Source organism: Aurantimonas aggregata (assembly GCF_010500835.1).
GTDB lineage: Bacteria > Pseudomonadota > Alphaproteobacteria > Rhizobiales > Rhizobiaceae > Aurantimonas > Aurantimonas aggregata.
Map to the genome: position 1 here is coordinate 74,179 of NZ_JAAAMJ010000007.1, position 16,960 is coordinate 91,138.

The window sequence follows — 16,960 nt, forward strand, 5'->3', positions numbered from 1 at the left end:
TAATCGGGGACCGTTTCCGGCCCCCGATCACGTTTTTGATCGGCTACTCGGCTTCTGCCTCGTCGGTGCCGTCCGGCAGGGCGTATGCGATGACGCTGTCGCCGCGCTTGGTGCCGAGCGAGCCGTGGCCGCCGGCCGCGACCAGGATATACTGCCGGCCGTCTTCGCCCTCGTAGGTCATCGGCGTCGCCTGGCCGCCCGCTGGCAGGCGGGCCTTCCAGAGTTCCTCGCCCGTGGTCACGTCATAGCCGCGCACATAATAGTCGAGCGTGCCCGAGATGAACGCGACGCCGCCGGCGGTCATCACCGGTCCGCCGAGATCCGGCACGCCCATCTTGAAGGGCACCGGGATCGGCGACTGGTCGCGGACCGTGCCGTTCTTGTGCATCCAGACGATCTCGCCGGTGGTGAGGTCGGCGCCGGCGACGTAGCCCCAGGGCGGAGCCTGGCAGGGCAGGCCGAGCCAGGAGGTGAAAGGCGAGAGTTCGACGCCGTAAGGTGCGCCGAAATTCTCGTTCAGCGCCGGCAGCGCGCCTTCCGGCTGGGACTCGTTGATGACGAGATCGGTGTCGTTGTCGCGCGGCACGAGCTTCGAGACGAAGGCGAGATAGGCCGGCGTCGAGAACATCACCTGCCGAACCGGATCGACAGCGACGCTGCCCCAGTTGAACACGCCGAAATTGCCCGGATAGACGAGCGTGCCTTCAAGCGATGGCGGCGTGTACCGCCCCTCGTACTCATACTGCAGGAAGGTGATCCGGCAGGCGAGCTGGTCGAGCATCGTCGCGCCCCACATGTCGGATTCGCGCAGCGCCGGGGGATCGAAGGACAGCGCCGAGACGGGCTGGGTCGGCGCGGTGAAGTCCGGTTCGACGGCGCCGCTCGGCGCCGGCTTCTCGATTACCGGCAGGACCGGCTCGCCGGTGCGCCGGTCGAGAACGTAGACCTCGCCCTGCTTGGTCGGCTGCACCAGCACCGGCACGCTCTCGCCGTCGACGGTGATGTCGAGCAGCGAGGGTTGCGACGGCACATCGAAGTCCCAGAGATCGTGATGAACGGTCTGGTAGACCCAGCGCACCTGTCCTGTGGCAATGTCGAGCGCCACGACGGACGAGGAGAACCGCTCCACGGCCTCGCTGCGGTCGGCGCCCCACTGGTCCGGCGGCTGGTTGCCGAGCGGCACGTAGACCAGCCCAAGTTCCTCGTCCGCGGCGGAGATCGACCAGGAATTGGGCGAGTTCGGCGTATAGGACTGCCCCTCCGGCAGCGGCGCCGTCTGGTCGGGATTGCCCGAATCCCAGGCCCAGACCAGTTCGCCGCTGTCGATGTCGAAGCCGCGGATGACGCCGGACGCCTCGTTGGTCGAGACGTTGTCGAGGACGGTGCCGCCGACGATGATCAGGTCCTCGGTGACGATGACCGGCGAGGTCGAGTAGTACGAGCCGGGATTGACGTTGGGCATGCGCTGCCAGAGGTCGATCTGGCCGGTGCCGCCGCCGAAATTGGCGCAGACGGCGCCGGTTTCGGGATCCAGCGCGATCACGCGGGCATCCGCCGTCGGCATGAACAGCTTGGCGTCGCATGTCGCGGTGTCGCGGGAGGACGTCGTGGCGGCGATCGGCTGGCCGGCGGAAGCCTCCGACGGGTCGGGCTGGTCGTTTGCCGCTGCGCCACCGGTCTGCGGAGCGGTGAGGTTGCCTCCCTGCGACAGCTCGGTTGCCGTGGCTGCCGGCGCTTCGTCGGTGCCGGCCTGCTCGGTGTCGGCGGCTGCGGCTGGCGGCGTCGCGCCGGCCGGGGCCGCTGCATCGGGCACCTCGCTTGCGGTAGCGTCGGGAACGGCAGCCGGCGCGGCAGCAGCCGTGGCATCACCCGGCGGCTGGTAGGAGAGGCCGCGGCAGGTCAGGTGCTGCAGCGCCAGTTCGCCCTGGATCTGCGGGTCGTAGCGCCAGATCTCCTCGCCCGTCGTGGCATTGACGGCAATGACGTTCTGGTGCGGCGTGCAGAGGAAGAGCCGGTCGCCGATCTTGAGCGGCGTGACCTGGAAGGTGGTCTCGGTCGGGTCGCCAGGCTGCGACTCGTCGCCGGTATGATAGTGCCAGGCTTCCTCGAGCTCGCCGACATTGGCCGGGGTGATCTGGGCCAGCGGCGAGTAGCGCTGGCCGGCCTGCGTGCGGCCATAGGCATGCCATTCGCCGTCCGGGATGTCGTAGGTGGGCGCTTCCGCCCTTGGCCCCGGCAGCGAGCCGACGATGTTGTGCTGGTCGGAGAACCACGACGAGACGGCGACGACGAGGGCAACGCCCAGCGCCGCGCTGAGGGCGGCACCGGCGCCATGGGTCGCGGTGGGGCGGCGGTCGCGTCCGTCGAGCGCATCGGCGACGTTGCGCGTGCCGAGGTGCCGCGTGACCCACGGCGTCAGCAGCAGCAGGCCGAGCAGGAAGACCAGGCCGCCACGCGCGGCGAGGGGCCACCAGTCGAAGCCGACTTCATAGAGCGCCCAGACCAGCGTCCCGATGACCACGAGGGCAAAGACGATGAGGGCTTCTGGCCGCCGGAGGAACACCAGCGCGGCCGTCGCGAGGAACGCGATGCCGCAGACCAGATAGTACCAGGAGCCCCCGAGCGTCAGCAGCCAGATGCCGCCGCCGGTCAGCGCCAGTCCGATCAGGGCGAGCAGGCATACTGCGATGAGGGCAACGATGGATCCGATGGATGAGCGCATGTATGGTTCCTTCGCCCGTGCAGCATTCTTTCCGGCATCTGGGGCTCGCTCGACCCATGTCCAGCAGAAAGCTTGCCGATAACTGCATGGGCAGGAAGCGGGTCTTGGACGAACCTGCGTCAGGCGCCGGTAACGGCGTAGGGACGCGGGTAGCCCGCCTCTTCGAGATTGGCCTGCACGCCCCCACGATCGACGACGAGGAAGTCGCTGACCGTGTCCAGCGCGAGGAGCGGATGATGCCAGACGTTGCGGGCGTAGTTCACGCCCCGGCCGTCCTCGACGAGGAAGGCGAGCGGCGCACCGGGGCGTCCGTCCTCGTCCTCCGCGACGACGACGAGAAACGGCGTCTTCTGCAGCGGCACGAAGGCCTGGCTGCCGAGCGGATGCCGCTCCATCATGGCGATTGCCACCGGCAGGGCAAAGGGCTGGCCGCGAAAGATCGAGATCAGCGGCCGGCCGGCCTCGGCGGTGACGTCGACGCGGGCGAGGTCGTGATAGCGCGTCGTCGTTCCGCCATTGATCAGCCGCTCTTCGGCGCCCTCGGTCTCGATGACGTCGCCGAAGGGGGCGAAGGCCGCGCGGGTCAGTGCCTGGACGCGGATCGGCAGAGGCGAGACGTCGCTCACGACGCCTTCCGGCCGTAGAGCCGCAGCCGCGAGATGCCGCCGTCGGGGAAGATGTCGAGCCGGACATGGGTGACGGGGCCGAGCGTTTCGACGGCGTCGATAGTCTTTTCCGCGTCGGCCGAGAGCTTCGTTTCCGCCAGCAGCAGCGGCCAGGCGGCGCTCTCCGCCTCGATCGCCCGTGGATCGGGATCGGCACTCAGGCGCGCGGCGCGCAGGGTGAAGCGATCGGGGAAATTGCCCTTGTAGTGGCGGGTGTCGACCAGCAGGCGCTCGATCGTGCCGGCGGTGCCGAGCTTGAGCACGCACCAGTCGTTGCCGGGCACACGGCGGCGCGCCGTTTCCCAGCCGTCGGACATCACCGGCGCGCGGCCCGGTGCCAGCATGTTGGCCGGGTGGCCGTAATGCGCGTCGTTCCAGGCGAGGGCCGTACCGCCGTTCTCGACCGCGGCGAGGTCGACCACTGCGTCGGCGGGCACCGCTGCCCAGTCCTTCGCCACCGTGCCGTAGACCCGCAGCCGCGCGATGCCGCCATCGGGGTAGATGTGCAGGCGCAGCCAGCGGACCGGGCCGGCGGAGGCGGCTTCGGTGATGTTGTGGCTGTCGCCGGAAAGCGCCCGGCGCGGCACCAGGACCTGCCAGTCGCTCTCGCCCGGCTCGCCCACCGTATCGGCCGCCTCGATCATCGCTTCGGGGGGGAAATTACCGGTGAAGAACGACGTGTCGATATCCACCGCCGCGATGGTGCCGCGCTGGCCAAGCCGCAGCACCGCGTGGTCGTGGCCCGGCGTGCGCTTGCGGCGCGACTCCCAGCCGTCCATCCACTTGCCGTGGTCGTCGAAGCGGTCGGGATAGAACACCGGCGCCTCGGGCGCGATCATCCGACTCTTGTCGGCGAAGAAGTCATCAGTCGCGAAAACCACCTCCGTGCCGAGCCGGGGATGGGCGAGATCGACGTAGCGCGCCAGGTATTCGGCGGTTTCGGGCGAGGCGGGGGCGGTGACGGAACGCTCTGCGGTCATGCTCTGTCCTTGAAGATCTGCGCGATGCGCAGCTGCGCGATCCGCTCCACCTGGCGGCAGGCGGTGGCGAATTCGGTGTCGGGATCGTTGTCGACGCGGGCCTCGAAGGCGGCGAGGATGTCGCCCTTGCCGAGACCCCTGACGGCGATGATGAAGGGGAATCCGAACCGGGCGACATAGCGGTCGTTCAGTTCGGTGAAGCGGGCGAGTTCGTCTTCCGTCAGCCGGTCGAGCCCGGCGCCCGCCTGCTCGCGCGCCGACTGCTCGGTCAGTTCGCCGGCCAGCGCCAGGCGCCCGGCCAGATCGGGATGCGCCTTCAGGATTCCCAGCCGCTCGGTGTCGCTCGCCTCGCGGAATGTCTGGATCATCGCGCCGGCAAGGCCCACCGGCCGGTCATGGGCCGGGCCGAGTTCGCCGGCGACGGTGCGCTCGGCGATGAAGGGCGAGTGCTCGAAGACGGCGCCGAAGGTCTCGACGAACGCGGTTTGAGAAAGCTGTGTCGGCCGGAAGCGCTCGGTGTAGGGGAAATGCTCGCACCAGTGGCGGGCGATGTCGATGCGGCGGGCGACCCAGACGCCCTCCTTCGCGGCGATATAGTCGAGGAAGCGGGCGAGCGCCGCGGCCCGGCCGGGCCGCCCGACGAGGCGGCAATGCAGGCCGATGTTCAGCATCTTCGCCTGGCCGGCTTCCCCCTCGGCGTAGAGCACATCGAAGGAATCCTTCAGATAGGCGAAGAACTGGTCGCCCGAGTTGAAGCCCTGCGGCGAGGCGAAGCGCATGTCGTTGCTGTCGAGCGTGTAGGGCAGGATCAGCAGCGGCCCGGAATCGGTCTCCTGCCAGTAGGGCAGATCGTCGGCATAGGCGTCCGAGGCATAGAGGAAGCCGCCTTCCTCCGCTGCCAGCTCGAGGCTGTGTTCCGAGGACCGGCCGGTGTACCAGCCGAGCGGCCGCTCGCCGGTGACGGCGGTGTGGATGGCGATGGCCTCCTGCATGTGCCGGCGTTCGTCGTCGCGCGTGTAGTCGCGATAGTCGATCCACTTCAGCCCGTGCGAGGCGATCTCCCAGTCCGCCTCCAGCATCGCTTCCACGGCTTCCGGGTTCCGCTGCAGGGCGGTGGCGACGCCGTAGACGGTGACCGGCATCGCGCGCTCGGTGAATAGCCGCCAGAGCCGCCAGAAGCCGGCCCGCGCGCCGTATTCGTAGATCGACTCCATGTTCATGTGCCGCTGCCCGACCCAGGGCTGCGCCCCGACGATCTCCGACAGAAACGCTTCGGAGGCGGCATCGCCGTGGAGGACCGAATTCTCGCTGCCCTCCTCGTAGTTGATCACGAACTGCACGCAGATCCGCGCCGGGCCGTTGCCGCCGGGATTGGGCCATCGCGGATCGGGCGGGGTCCGGCCATGGCCGACGAGGTCGCGGGGATAGCGGGTCATGCGGGGCGGGTCATCGGGGTGAGTCTTTCATGCTGCCGGCGAGGCGCTTCCCATCGCTTCGCCTAAAGCTGGTCGTAGGCCTTGTGGTCGGCCTCGCTATCCCATTCGGTGAACAGCGCAAACGGGTTTCGGGTCAAGTCCGCCGCCGCCTCAATCGGAGAAGGATGGTTATTTCCTTCCATACCGGGGAGACCGTCGCCGTCTGTGCGCTTCGGCGCTTTCCTCCGGGCGGGGGAAGCTTTCCGAGATTTCGAGCGGGGCCTTCCGGGTTTCATCGCGGTCTCCTTGGCTCAAGCTAAGGAGATTTCGTTACCGCTCGCAAGCCGTATCCGGTCGCCCGCCCTCACCGCCGTCCGCCGACCTCGTCGAGGTGGACCAGCATGTCCGCCGGATCCTCGTACACCCGACAGGCCCCCGCCCGCTCCAGCTCGTCGGTGCCGTAGCCGCCGCAGAGGAGGCCGACGCCCAGCGCCCGACAGCGCTGCGCGGCCAGCATGTCCCAGATCGAATCGCCGATGACGATCGATCCCTCGATCGGGACACCCAGCCGCTCGGCGGCGGCGATGAAGAGGTCCGGGTCGGGCTTGGCGTATTTGACGAGGTCTCTCGTGATCACCGGCACCTTGTCCGGGTCGACGCCGAGTCGCTCAAGATTGTACTGCGCCGTCTCCATCCGGCCGCTGGTGGCGATCGCCCATTTGATGCCGGCGTCGCTCAGCGCCGCCAGCAGATCGATGGCGCCCGGCAGCGGGCGCACCGAGGCCGAGAGGCGCCCATAGGCCTCGGCATGGCGAAGGCGGAGCCGCTCGCTGGTCTCCTCGGTGATGGCGGTGCCGGTCTCGCGCAGTAGCTGGTTGGTGAACAGCCCGCCGCTCATGCCGATCTTGCGGTGGATGCGCCAGACCGAGAGCTCGATGCCCTCGGCATTCAGCGCCTCCTGCCAGGCCATGACATGCTGGTAGACGCTGTCGACAAGCGTGCCGTCGAGGTCGAAGAGAAAGGCCGGTTCGCTGCGCATCGTGATCCTCCGTGCCGGAACGCGCATCGCCGGCGGGCGGGCGTCCGGAACTGATCTGTGGCTGCCTTGTCCGATGGCGAGAGGCCGCGGTGCCGCGACAGCGCTTTACGGATTCGCACCGGCTGGTGCAGGATGCTCACCGGATGGTCAAAAACCTCGCGAACGGAGCCTGAATGGGTGAAGCAGAACAGGCCCGGCTGACGACGCACGTGCTCGACACGAGCCTTGGCAGGCCTGCCGCCGGCATCGCCGTGACGCTGTCGCGTATCGGCGCGGCGGGCGAGCGGAGCGTCGTCGCCGAGGCTGTGACCAACGCGGACGGCCGCTGCGACGCGCCGCTGATGGCCGGAGAAGCATTCGAGACCGGGACCTACGAGCTGATGTTCGCCGCCGGCGACTATTTCAACGCTCTTGGGATCGCGCTCGCCGAGCCGAAATTCCTCGACGACGTGGTGCTGCGCTTCGGCATCTCCGAGCGCCGCCACTACCACGTGCCGCTGCTGCTCTCGCCCTTCGGCTATTCCACCTATCGGGGCAGCTGATGGCCGAGCCGCAATCGCCCTCCGATCCGATCCGCTTCGTCCTTAATGGCGAGGACCGCAGCGTTGCCGGGCTCAAGCCGACGACGACGCTGCTCGACTATCTGCGCCAGAGCGAGCGGCTGACCGGCACTAAGGAAGGCTGCGCCGAGGGCGACTGCGGTGCCTGCACGGTGATCGTTTCCGAACCGGACGAGAAAGGCGGCCTGCGGCGCCGCACCGTCAATGCCTGCATCCAGTTCTTGCCGGCGATGAACGGCCGGGCGGTCGAGACGGTGGAACATCTCGGCCAGGGCGGCCCCGCTCCGATCCAGACGGCGATGGTGGAGAAGCATGCCAGCCAGTGCGGGTTCTGCACGCCGGGCTTCGTGATGCAGCTGCATGCCGGCTGGCTGAATGGCGCGATCGCGGATCGCCAGTCGGTCAAGGACCTGATCGCCGGCAATCTCTGCCGCTGCACCGGCTATGGCCCGATCGTCGAGGCAGGGCTCAGCCTGGCGCAGCTGCCGCCGCCGAAGAACGCTGCGGGCGACGCCGCGCTGGCGCGGCGGCTGACGGCGATGGCGGGAACGGACGTGTTCTCCTACCGCGTCGGCGAGGACCGCTGGTTCGCGCCGCGCCATGTCGACGATCTGGCCGATCTCTACGCCGCGCATCCGGAGGCGCTGCTGGTCGCCGGCGCGACCGATGTCGGCCTGTGGGTCACCAAGCAGCACCGCGACCTGCCGCTGATCATCGACATCAGCCATGTCCGCGACCTGCAGGTGATCGAGGAGGCCGCCGGGCGGATCTATTTCGGCGCCGGCGTGACGCATCGCGCCGCGACCGCGACGCTCGCGAGCATCCACCCGGACCTCGGCGAGATGCTGCGCCGCTTCGCCGGCGCCCAGATTCGCAATGCCGGGACGATCGGCGGCAACATCGCCAACGGCTCGCCGATCGGCGACCTCGCGCCCTGCCTGATCGCGCTCGACGCGCATCTTTACCTCCGCCGCGGCGAGGAGATGCGCCGGCTGCCGCTGGCCGATTTCTTTATCGAATACGGCAGGCAGGACCGGGCGCCGGGCGAGTTCGTCGTCGCCATCGAGGTGCTGCGGCTGGCGAGCAACCAGCGTTTCTTCGCCAACAAGATCGCCAAGCGTTCCGATTCCGACATCTCGGCGGTGATGGCGGCGTTCCGCCTGTCGTTCGACGGCGAAACGATCAGCGAGGCGCGCCTTGCCTTCGGCGGCATGGCGGGCATTCCGAAGCGGGCGGCAATGGCTGAGGCGGCGCTGGTCGGGCGGAAATTCGACATGGCTGCTGTAGAGGCGGCGGTGGCCGCATTGGCCGAGGACTTCACCCCGCTGACCGACATGCGCGCCTCGGCGGCCTATCGCCTCAAGACGGCGCAGAACCTTTTGCGGCGCTTCGCCCTGCGGGAGGCGGGCAGTCTCGGGCCACGCCTCGCCGCGATCGACCCGGAAGCCGACGATCTGCCGGCGGGAGCGGCGGCGTGATGGACGAAACCCGGATCCAGGACCGCGGCATGGCCGGCGAACCCGGCCCGGTGGCGCTGGACGAGCGGCCGCCGACCCACGAGGTGGCGATCGAGGGCGGCGTGGCGACCCCGCTCGCCCATGACAGCGCTGCCAAACATGTCGCCGGCACGGCACGCTACATCGACGACGAGCCCGAACTGCCGGGCACGCTGCAAATCCACATCGCCATGTCGGAGCGGGCGCATGCCCGCCTCCTCGGCATCGACCTTGCCGCGGTCCGTGCCGCGCCCGGCGTCGTGGCGGTGCTGACCGCCGCCGACATTCCGGGCGAGAACGACTATTCTCCGGTGTTCGGCGACGATCCGATCTTCGCCGTCGATACCGTTGAGTATGTTGGCCAGCCGCTCTTCGCCGTGGCGGCCCAGACGGCTGATGCCGCGCGGGCGGCGGCGAAGCTCGCGATCGTCACCTACGAGGACCTGCCGGCGGCGATCTCGATCGACGAAGGCCTCGCCCGGGCCGATGCGGCGGGGGAGGACCTGCTACCGGCCCACGAGATGCGCATCGGCGATCCCGCAGCGGCGCTGGATGCCGCCCCGCGACGCCTTTCCGGCCAGATCGAGCTCGGCGGCCAGGACCATTTCTATCTCGAGGGCCAGATCGCCGTCGCGGTTCCGCTCGAGGACGGCGACGTTCTGGTGCGCTCGTCGACGCAGCACCCGTCCGAGGTTCAGCACAATGTTGCGAAGATGCTCGGCGTGGCCGATCATGCCGTCACCGTCGAGGTGCGGCGCATGGGCGGCGGCTTCGGCGGCAAGGAGAGCCAGCCGGCGCTGTTCGCCGCCGTGGCAGCGCTCGCTGCGGTGAAGACCAAGCGGCCGGCCAAGTGCCGTCTCGACCGCGACGACGACATGGTGATGACCGGCAAGCGCCACGAGGTGCGGATCGACTACGATGTCGGCTTCGAGGCCGATGGCGCGGTCGTCGCCGCCGACATGCGGCATCTGGTGCGCTGCGGCTACTCGAAGGATCTCTCCGGCGCCATCGCCGACCGGGCGATGTTCCATGCCGACAACGCCTACCGCCTGCCGGCCGCGCGCATCCACTCGCGCCGGCTGAAGACCCATACCGTCTCGAACACGGCCTTCCGCGGCTTCGGGGGGCCGCAGGGCATGGTCGGCATCGAACGCGCCATGGACCGCATCGCCTTCGCCACCGGGCTCGACCCGCTGGACGTGCGCCAGCGCAATTTCTACCCCGCCGACGGCAGCGGCGTGACGCCCTACCACATGCAGGTGACGGATTCGGTGATCGGCGAGATCGTCGAGGCGCTGGAGGCGACATCCCACTACCGGGCGCGCCGCGAGAAGATCCGGGCGTTCAACGACGCCAACACGGTGGTGAAGAAGGGCCTCGCCTTGACGCCGGTCAAGTTCGGCATCTCCTTCACCACCAGCCATCTCAACCAGGCCGGCGCGCTCGTCCACGTCTACAAGGACGGCTCGGTGCATCTCAACCACGGCGGGACCGAGATGGGGCAGGGCCTGTTCACCAAGGTGGCGCAGGTGGTCGCCGAGGAATTCCAGATCGACGTGGATAGTGTGAGAATCACCGCCACGACGACGGCCAAGGTGCCCAACACCTCGGCGACGGCCGCCTCGTCCGGCTCGGACCTCAACGGCATAGCGGCGCAGGCAGCAGCTCGCACGATCAAGGACCGGCTGATCGATTTCGCGATCGAGCGCTACAAGGTGCCACGCGACCAGGTGGTGTTCGGGCCGAACCGGGTACGCATCGGCACGCACGAAAGGCGCTTCCGCGACCTCGTCGGTGAGGCCTATCTCGCCCGTGTCTCGCTGTCCTCGACCGGCTTCTACGCGACGCCCGGGATCAGCTACGACCGCGACAGGGCCCGCGGCAGGCCGTTCTATTATTTCGCCTATGGCGCGGCCTGTTCGGAAGTGGTCATCGACACGCTCACCGGCGAATACCGGCTGCTGCGGGCCGATATCCTGCACGATGCCGGAAGGTCGCTGAATCCGGCGATCGATCTCGGCCAGATCGAGGGCGGCTTCATCCAGGGCATGGGCTGGCTGACCACGGAGGAACTCTGGTGGGACGCGACCGGCCGACTGAAGACCCACGCGCCCTCGACCTACAAGATCCCGACCGCCAACGACCGGCCCGACGATCTGCGCGTCGCCCTCTGGGACAAGGGCGAGAACCGGGCCGCGACGATCTACCGGTCGAAGGCGGTCGGCGAGCCGCCGTTGATGCTGGCGATCTCGGTCTTCTCGGCGCTGACCGACGCGGTGATCGCCGCCGGCGACGGCCGAGCCTTTCCCGATCTCGACGCACCGGCGACACCCGAACGGGTGCTGGCCGCCGTTGAGCAGGTCCGAGCGGCGCGATGAGCGTCGCCGAAACCCTTCGTGCGGCGCTGGAGGCGGGCACGCCGGCGGCGCTGGTGACGGTAGTCGACGCGCGCGGCTCGACGCCGCGCGAGGCGGGCGTGACGATGGCTGTGACGGCGACGGCGATCGCCGGCACGATCGGCGGCGGCCGGCTGGAATACGACGCGATCGAACGGGCCCGCGCGCTGCTGGCGGCAGGCGAGGACAGCGCGGATATGGACGTACCGCTCGGGCCGGAGATCGGCCAGTGCTGCGGCGGCCGGGTCCTGCTGACGATCCGTCGCGTCGAGGCGGCGCTGATGGCAAAGATGCTGGCCGATGAGGCGGCCAGGCGGTTTGCGCGTCCGACCGTGCTGGTATTCGGCGCCGGCCATACCGGCCGGGCGCTGGCCGCGGCGCTGGCGCTGCTGCCGCTCAACGTGCGGCTGATCGACAGCCGGCCGGAGACGCTGGACGGCCTGCCGGCAGGCGTCACGGCGATCGCCGCCGCCTTGCCGGAGACGGAGATCGTCGATGCGCCGCCGAATGCCGCCTTTGTGGTGATGACCCACGCGCATTCGCTGGACTTCCTGCTTGCGGCCGCGGCGCTGGCCCGAGGCGATGCCGCCTATGTCGGTTTGATCGGCTCGGCGACCAAGCGCGAGCGCTTCCGCCGCCATCTCGAAGCTGCGGGACAAGGCGCGGATATCGCCCGCCTTACCCTGCCGATCGGCGGGGCGGCGCTGCGCGACAAGCGGCCGGAAGTGATCGCGGCGCTGACGGCGGCGGAAATCCTCACGTGCCTGCTTTCCGATCAACAGGAAAAGCTGACCGATCGCTTTGCAGCGACGGCACCGCGGTGCAATAGTCGTCCCACGAGATCAACGGGATGAGCCGCTCCGACATGGCGCCGCGTCTTCAGCTTACCGGCATCACCAAACGCTTTCCGGGCGTCGTGGCCAACGATTGCGTATCGTTCACCGTCCAGCCGGGAGAGATCCACGCGCTGCTCGGCGAGAACGGTGCCGGCAAGTCGACCCTCGTCAAGATCATCTACGGCGTTCAGAAGGCCGACGAGGGCGAGATCGCCTTCGATGGCAAGCCGGTCGCGATCCACTCGCCGCGCGAGGCGCGGGCGCTCGGCATCGGCATGGTGTTCCAGCATTTCTCGCTGTTCGAGGCAATGACGGTGCTGGAAAACATCGCCCTCGGGATGGACGAGCCGCCGCCGCGCCGCGAGTTGGAAGCCAAGGTGCGGAGCGTCCTCGACACCTACGGCCTGGCGCTCGATCCGCACCGACACGTCCACACGCTGTCGGTGGGCGAGCGGCAGCGCATCGAGATCGTGCGGGCGCTGCTGCAGCGCCCGAAACTGCTGATCATGGACGAGCCGACCTCGGTGCTCACCCCGCAGGAGGTGGAGCAGCTGTTTGCGACGCTGCGCCGCCTTGCCGACGAGGGTTGCTCGATCCTCTACATTTCCCACAAGCTGCACGAGATCAAGGCGCTCTGCGACACGGCGACGATCCTGCGCGGCGGCAAGGTCGTCGCGACCTGCGACCCACGGGCGGAATCGGCGCGTTCGATGGCAGAGCTGATGATCGGCGGCAGCCTCAAGGATCTTTCCGGCAAGACGGACGGGAACGTGGGCGTGGAGCGTTTCACCGTTTCCGGCCTCTCGGCGCCGGGCGCGCCGCCCTTCGGCACGAGCCTCAAGGACATCTCTTTCTCGGTGCGCAACGGCGAAATCTTCGGCATCGCCGGGGTCGCCGGCAACGGCCAGAACGAACTCCTGGAAGTGCTCTCGGGCGAGCGGGTGGCGGGCGTCACCGGCACGATCGCCATCGACGACCAGCGGATCGACGCGCTCGGCGTCTCGGCCCGGCGCCGGCTGGGGCTCGCCGCCGTACCGGAGGAGCGCAACGGCCACGCCGCCGTGCCCGGCATGACGCTGGCCGATAATGCGATCCTCTCGGCGCGGGTCCGCAAGGGCCTCGCCAAGGGCGGATTGCTTGACCTCGGCGCTGCGCGCGACTTCGCCGACGGCGTCATCAAGGCCTTCTCGGTCAAGGCGACAGGCGCCAGGGCCCTCGCCGGCAGCCTGTCGGGCGGAAACCTGCAGAAATTCATCATGGGCCGGGAGATCGGCCAGGACCCGTCCGTCCTTGTCGTGTCGCAGCCGACCTGGGGCGTGGACGCGGGCGCCGGCGGCTTCATCCGTCAGGCGATGATCGACCTCGTCGCGAGGGGCGCGGTGGTCGTCGTGGTCAGCCAGGACCTCGACGAGCTGCTCGAGCTCTGCGACCGGATCGCGGTGATCAACGAGGGGCGGCTGTCGGCGCCGATGGCAGTCAAGGGCATATCGGTGGAGCGCGTCGGTCTGCTGATGGGCGGCATCCACGGCGCCCACGAGCCCACCGAGGCACCGGCGGAGAGGGCGGCCTGATGGCACTGGCGCTCGAGCCGCGACGCGAGCCCAGCCGGGCCATGACGGTCGCCGCGCCGATGATCGCGGTGCTGGCGACGCTGCTCGCCGGCGCGATCCTGTTCACGCTGCTCGGCCATGACGGGCCGCGGGCGGTCTACCAGATCTTCGTCGTGCCGCTGTTCAACCCCAATCGCTGGCAGGACCTCTTCGTGAAGGCGGCGCCGCTGGCGATCATCGCGATCGGTCTCTCGATCGGCTTTCGTGCCAATATCTGGAACATCGGCGGCGAGGGTCAGTACATTCTCGGCGGCCTCGCCGGCACCGGCGTCGCGCTGATGACGCTGGATCTCGACGGATTCTGGATCCTGCCGGTGATGATCGCGGCGGGCGTTTTCGGCGGCATGGTCTGGGCGGGCGTTCCTGCGCTCCTCAGGACCAAGTTCAACGTTAACGAGATCCTGTCGAGCCTGATGCTCAACTACGTGGCGATCCAGCTGCTGTATTACCTGATGCGCGGGCCATGGAAGGACCCGATGGGGTTCAACTTCCCGCAGACCGCGATGTTCTCCGCTGCCCAGACGCTGCCGACGATCGTGCCGGGAACGCTGATCCATCTCGGCGTGCCGATCGCCGCGGCACTGGCGCTGACCGCCTGGTTCCTGATGGCCCGCTCGGTCACCGGCTTCCAGATCCGCGTCATGGGGCTCGCCCCCAATGCGGCGCGCTATGGCGGCTTCAGCCAGGCCTCGACGGTGTGGCTGGCGATGCTGGTGGGCGGCGGCATGGCAGGGCTTGCGGGCATACTCGAAGCCGCCGGCCCGTACGGCCAGATGGTGCCGCAGTTTCCGACCGGCTACGGCTACACGGCGATCATCGTGGCGTTTCTCGGCCGGCTGCATCCGCTCGGCATCCTGGCGGCAGCGCTCGTCCTGGCGCTGACCTATGTCGGCGGGGAGAGCGCCCAGACGGTGATCGGCCTGCCGTCGGCGGCCACCGGCGTCTTCCAGGCGATGATGCTGTTCTTCCTGCTCGCAGCCGACATCCTGGTGCGCTATCGGCTGGTCTCGCGAAAGAAGGGTCACGCGCCGGCAGCGGCCAGCGCCGCGCCGGGCGGATCGCGGGAACAGGGCAGGGCCGCGACGGAGGCGGAAACCGCATGAGTACCGCGCTTCTCGTCGCCATCCTGATGACCGTCGCCGCGGCCGCGACGCCGCTGCTGATCGCCGCGCTCGGCGAACTCGTGGCCGAAAAGTCGGGCGTCCTCAATCTCGGCGTCGAGGGCATGATGCTGATCGGCGCGGTCACCGGCTTCGCCGTCGCCGTCACCACCGGCATCCCGGCACTCGGCGCGGTCGCGGCGATGGCCGCAGGGGCGGTGGCGGCGTCTATCTTCGCCGTCCTCACCCTCGGCCTGATGGCCAACCAGGTGGCGACGGGCCTCGCCCTGACGATCTTCGGCACCGGCGTCTCGGCGCTGATCGGTGTGCCCTTCGTCGGCATCACCACGACGACGCTGGGGCCGATCTTTCCCGCCTCGCTCGCGAGCGACCCGGTCTGGCGGGTGGTGTTCGGCCATTCGCCGCTGGTCTATCTCGGCCTGATCCTGACCTTCGCGGTCTGGTGGTTCCTCAAGCAAACGCGCGCCGGCCTGATCCTGCGCGCCGTCGGCGAAAGCGACAGCGCCGCGCATTCCATCGGCTATCCGGTGCTGACGGTCCGCACGCTGGCAGTGCTGTTCGGCGGCGCCATGGCGGGGCTCGGCGGGTCGTATTATTCACTCGTGTTGACGCCAATGTGGGCCGAGCGGCTGACCGCCGGGCGCGGCTGGATCGCCATCGCGCTGGTGGTCTTCGCCTCCTGGCGGCCGGGCCGCCTCTTGGTCGGCGCCTATCTGTTCGGCCTCGTCCTCACGATGGAGCTGCAGGCGAAGGCCGCCGGCTTCAACTTCCTCGCGCCCGAGTTCCTGTCGGCGCTTCCCTACCTCGCCACCATCCTCGTCCTCGCCCTGATATCCGCCGGACGCCGGAGCGCCAGGACCGTCGCGCCGGCCTGTCTCGGCCGGCCGTTCCGGGCGAGCGCCTGATCCAACCCTTCCCGCAACAAGTCAAAGGAGCCGTCTCATGATCCACACCACCCGCCGCCGCCTGATGGCCGGTGCCATCACCGCGATGGCCGCCGTCTCGCTCGGCCTGCCGGCCATCGCCCAGGAGACCAAGGAATCGGTCAAGGCGGCCTTCGTCTATGTCGGCCCGGTCGGCGATTTCGGCTGGACCTTCGCGCATGACCAGGGGCGCAAGTATCTGGAGGAGCAGCTCGGCGACAAGGTCGAGACCACCTTCGTCGAGAACGTCGCCGAAGGGCCGGATGCCGAGCGCGTCATCCGCCAGCTTGCCCAGGACGGCAACGACATCGTCTTCACTACCTCGTTCGGCTTCATGAATCCGACGATCAAGGTGGCCAAGCAGTTCCCGGACGTGAAGTTCGAGCACGCCACCGGTTACCAGACCGGCTCGGACAACATGGGCCTGTATAATTCGCGCTTCTATCAGGGCCGCGCCGTGCTCGGCACGATCGCCGGCATGATGTCTGAGACCGGCAAGGCGGGCTACGTCGCCTCCTTCCCGATCCCGGAGGTGGTGATGGGCATCAACGCCTTCACGCTGGCGGCGCGCAAGGTGAACCCGGAATTCACCACCCAGGTCGTCTGGGTCAATTCCTGGTACGATCCGGCCAAGGAAGCCGATGCGACCAAGGCGCTGCTCAGCCAGGGCGCCGACGTCATCACCCAGCACACCGACTCGCCGGCGCCGCTGCAGGCCGCCGAGCAGGCCGGCGCCATCGCCTTCGGCCAGGCCTGGGACATGGCCAGCTTCGCGCCCAACGCCCACATGACGGCGATCGTCGATCTGTGGGGCCCGTATTACGTCCAGCGCGTCCAGGCGCTGCTCGACGGCACCTGGGAGGCGGACAATGTCTGGCTGGGCATGGCCGAGGGCGAGGTCGTCATGGCGCCGTTCAACGACAAGATGCCCGAGGACGTGAAGGCCGCCGCCCAGAAGATCGTCGACGACACCAAGGCCGGCACCTACGAAGTGTTCACCGGCCCGATCAACGACGATGCGGGCGAGGAGAAGGTCCCGGCCGGCCAGGTTGTGCCGGACGAGGATCTGCTGAAGATGGACTGGTATGTGGAAGGCGTGCAGAGCTGATCAGGCTGCACATCGGGAGCGGGGTCGGGCCCGCTCCCTCGCTTGTGTCGGCGGCGAGGCGGTCCGGGGCCGTTCGCCGCCGTTCGTTC

The 16,960-nt window shown here is 68.8% G+C and carries 13 protein-coding genes; 8 read left to right on the top strand and 5 right to left on the bottom strand.

Annotation, left to right across the window (positions count from 1 at the left end; genetic code table 11):
* Positions 1-43: 43 nt before the first annotated feature.
* From GTW51_RS11420 to GTW51_RS11440, 5 genes are all read right to left on the bottom strand, one after another.
* On the bottom strand, positions 44-2,722 hold the full coding sequence (locus tag GTW51_RS11420) for an outer membrane protein assembly factor BamB family protein (RefSeq protein WP_163044052.1): 2,679 nt from the start codon (positions 2,720-2,722) through the stop codon (positions 44-46).
* 119 nt (positions 2,723-2,841) lie between these two features.
* Positions 2,842-3,348 (bottom strand): ureidoglycolate lyase, encoded by a 507-nt coding sequence (locus GTW51_RS11425; protein ID WP_163044053.1) that lies wholly within the window; start codon positions 3,346-3,348, stop codon positions 2,842-2,844.
* Positions 3,345-4,367, bottom strand: a complete 1,023-nt coding sequence (gene alc / locus GTW51_RS11430; protein WP_163044054.1) for an allantoicase — start codon at positions 4,365-4,367, stop codon at positions 3,345-3,347. Before alc ends, GTW51_RS11425 begins: the two co-directional genes overlap by 4 nt.
* Positions 4,364-5,803: an allantoinase PuuE gene (gene puuE / locus GTW51_RS11435; RefSeq protein WP_163044055.1), complete on the bottom strand. Its 1,440-nt coding sequence runs from the start codon at positions 5,801-5,803 to the stop codon at positions 4,364-4,366. The genes alc and puuE overlap by 4 nt, the downstream gene beginning before the upstream one ends.
* Before the next feature lie 343 nt (positions 5,804-6,146).
* On the bottom strand, positions 6,147-6,821 hold the full coding sequence (locus GTW51_RS11440) for an HAD family hydrolase (protein WP_163044056.1): 675 nt from the start codon (positions 6,819-6,821) through the stop codon (positions 6,147-6,149).
* Between the two features lie 173 nt (positions 6,822-6,994).
* Between GTW51_RS11440 and uraH the strand changes: the two genes are divergently transcribed.
* The 8 genes from uraH (at position 6,995) to GTW51_RS11480 (ending at position 16,871) form a co-directional block, all read left to right on the top strand.
* Complete coding sequence (gene uraH / locus GTW51_RS11445; protein WP_163044057.1) at positions 6,995-7,363, top strand: hydroxyisourate hydrolase; 369 nt, start codon at positions 6,995-6,997, stop codon at positions 7,361-7,363.
* Positions 7,363-8,859, top strand: a complete 1,497-nt coding sequence (xdhA, locus tag GTW51_RS11450) for a xanthine dehydrogenase small subunit (RefSeq protein ID WP_163044058.1) — start codon at positions 7,363-7,365, stop codon at positions 8,857-8,859. The genes uraH and xdhA overlap by 1 nt, the downstream gene beginning before the upstream one ends.
* A complete protein-coding gene (xdhB, locus tag GTW51_RS11455; RefSeq protein WP_163044146.1) occupies positions 8,859-11,255 on the top strand; it encodes a xanthine dehydrogenase molybdopterin binding subunit in 2,397 nt (798 codons plus the stop codon). Before xdhA ends, xdhB begins: the two co-directional genes overlap by 1 nt.
* A complete protein-coding gene (gene xdhC, locus GTW51_RS11460) occupies positions 11,252-12,127 on the top strand; it encodes a xanthine dehydrogenase accessory protein XdhC (RefSeq protein ID WP_163044059.1) in 876 nt (291 codons plus the stop codon). Before xdhB ends, xdhC begins: the two co-directional genes overlap by 4 nt.
* The gene (locus GTW51_RS11465) at positions 12,124-13,680 is read left to right on the top strand and encodes an ABC transporter ATP-binding protein (RefSeq protein ID WP_246232995.1); all 1,557 of its coding nucleotides are present in this window, start codon (positions 12,124-12,126) and stop codon (positions 13,678-13,680) included. The genes xdhC and GTW51_RS11465 overlap by 4 nt, the downstream gene beginning before the upstream one ends.
* A complete protein-coding gene (locus GTW51_RS11470; protein ID WP_163044060.1) occupies positions 13,680-14,822 on the top strand; it encodes an ABC transporter permease in 1,143 nt (380 codons plus the stop codon). Before GTW51_RS11465 ends, GTW51_RS11470 begins: the two co-directional genes overlap by 1 nt.
* Positions 14,819-15,745, top strand: a complete 927-nt coding sequence (locus tag GTW51_RS11475; RefSeq protein ID WP_163044061.1) for an ABC transporter permease — start codon at positions 14,819-14,821, stop codon at positions 15,743-15,745. Before GTW51_RS11470 ends, GTW51_RS11475 begins: the two co-directional genes overlap by 4 nt.
* Positions 15,746-15,809: 64 nt before the next feature.
* A complete protein-coding gene (locus GTW51_RS11480) occupies positions 15,810-16,871 on the top strand; it encodes a BMP family ABC transporter substrate-binding protein (RefSeq protein WP_425483247.1) in 1,062 nt (353 codons plus the stop codon).
* Positions 16,872-16,960: the final 89 nt, after the last annotated feature.

Coding starts and splice junctions, on each gene's coding strand:
- GTW51_RS11470 (WP_163044060.1), top strand. CDS start 13,680: ATGGCACTGGCGCTCGAGCCGCGACGCGAGCCCAGCCGGGCCATGACG.
- GTW51_RS11440 (WP_163044056.1), bottom strand. CDS start 6,821: ATGCGCAGCGAACCGGCCTTTCTCTTCGACCTCGACGGCACGCTTGTC.
- GTW51_RS11475 (WP_163044061.1), top strand. CDS start 14,819: ATGAGTACCGCGCTTCTCGTCGCCATCCTGATGACCGTCGCCGCGGCC.
- xdhB (WP_163044146.1), top strand. CDS start 8,859: ATGGACGAAACCCGGATCCAGGACCGCGGCATGGCCGGCGAACCCGGC.
- puuE (WP_163044055.1), bottom strand. CDS start 5,803: ATGACCCGCTATCCCCGCGACCTCGTCGGCCATGGCCGGACCCCGCCC.
- uraH (WP_163044057.1), top strand. CDS start 6,995: ATGGGTGAAGCAGAACAGGCCCGGCTGACGACGCACGTGCTCGACACG.
- GTW51_RS11480 (WP_425483247.1), top strand. CDS start 15,810: ATGGCCGGTGCCATCACCGCGATGGCCGCCGTCTCGCTCGGCCTGCCG.
- alc (WP_163044054.1), bottom strand. CDS start 4,367: ATGACCGCAGAGCGTTCCGTCACCGCCCCCGCCTCGCCCGAAACCGCC.
- GTW51_RS11420 (WP_163044052.1), bottom strand. CDS start 2,722: ATGCGCTCATCCATCGGATCCATCGTTGCCCTCATCGCAGTATGCCTG.
- xdhC (WP_163044059.1), top strand. CDS start 11,252: ATGAGCGTCGCCGAAACCCTTCGTGCGGCGCTGGAGGCGGGCACGCCG.
- GTW51_RS11465 (WP_246232995.1), top strand. CDS start 12,124: ATGAGCCGCTCCGACATGGCGCCGCGTCTTCAGCTTACCGGCATCACC.
- xdhA (WP_163044058.1), top strand. CDS start 7,363: ATGGCCGAGCCGCAATCGCCCTCCGATCCGATCCGCTTCGTCCTTAAT.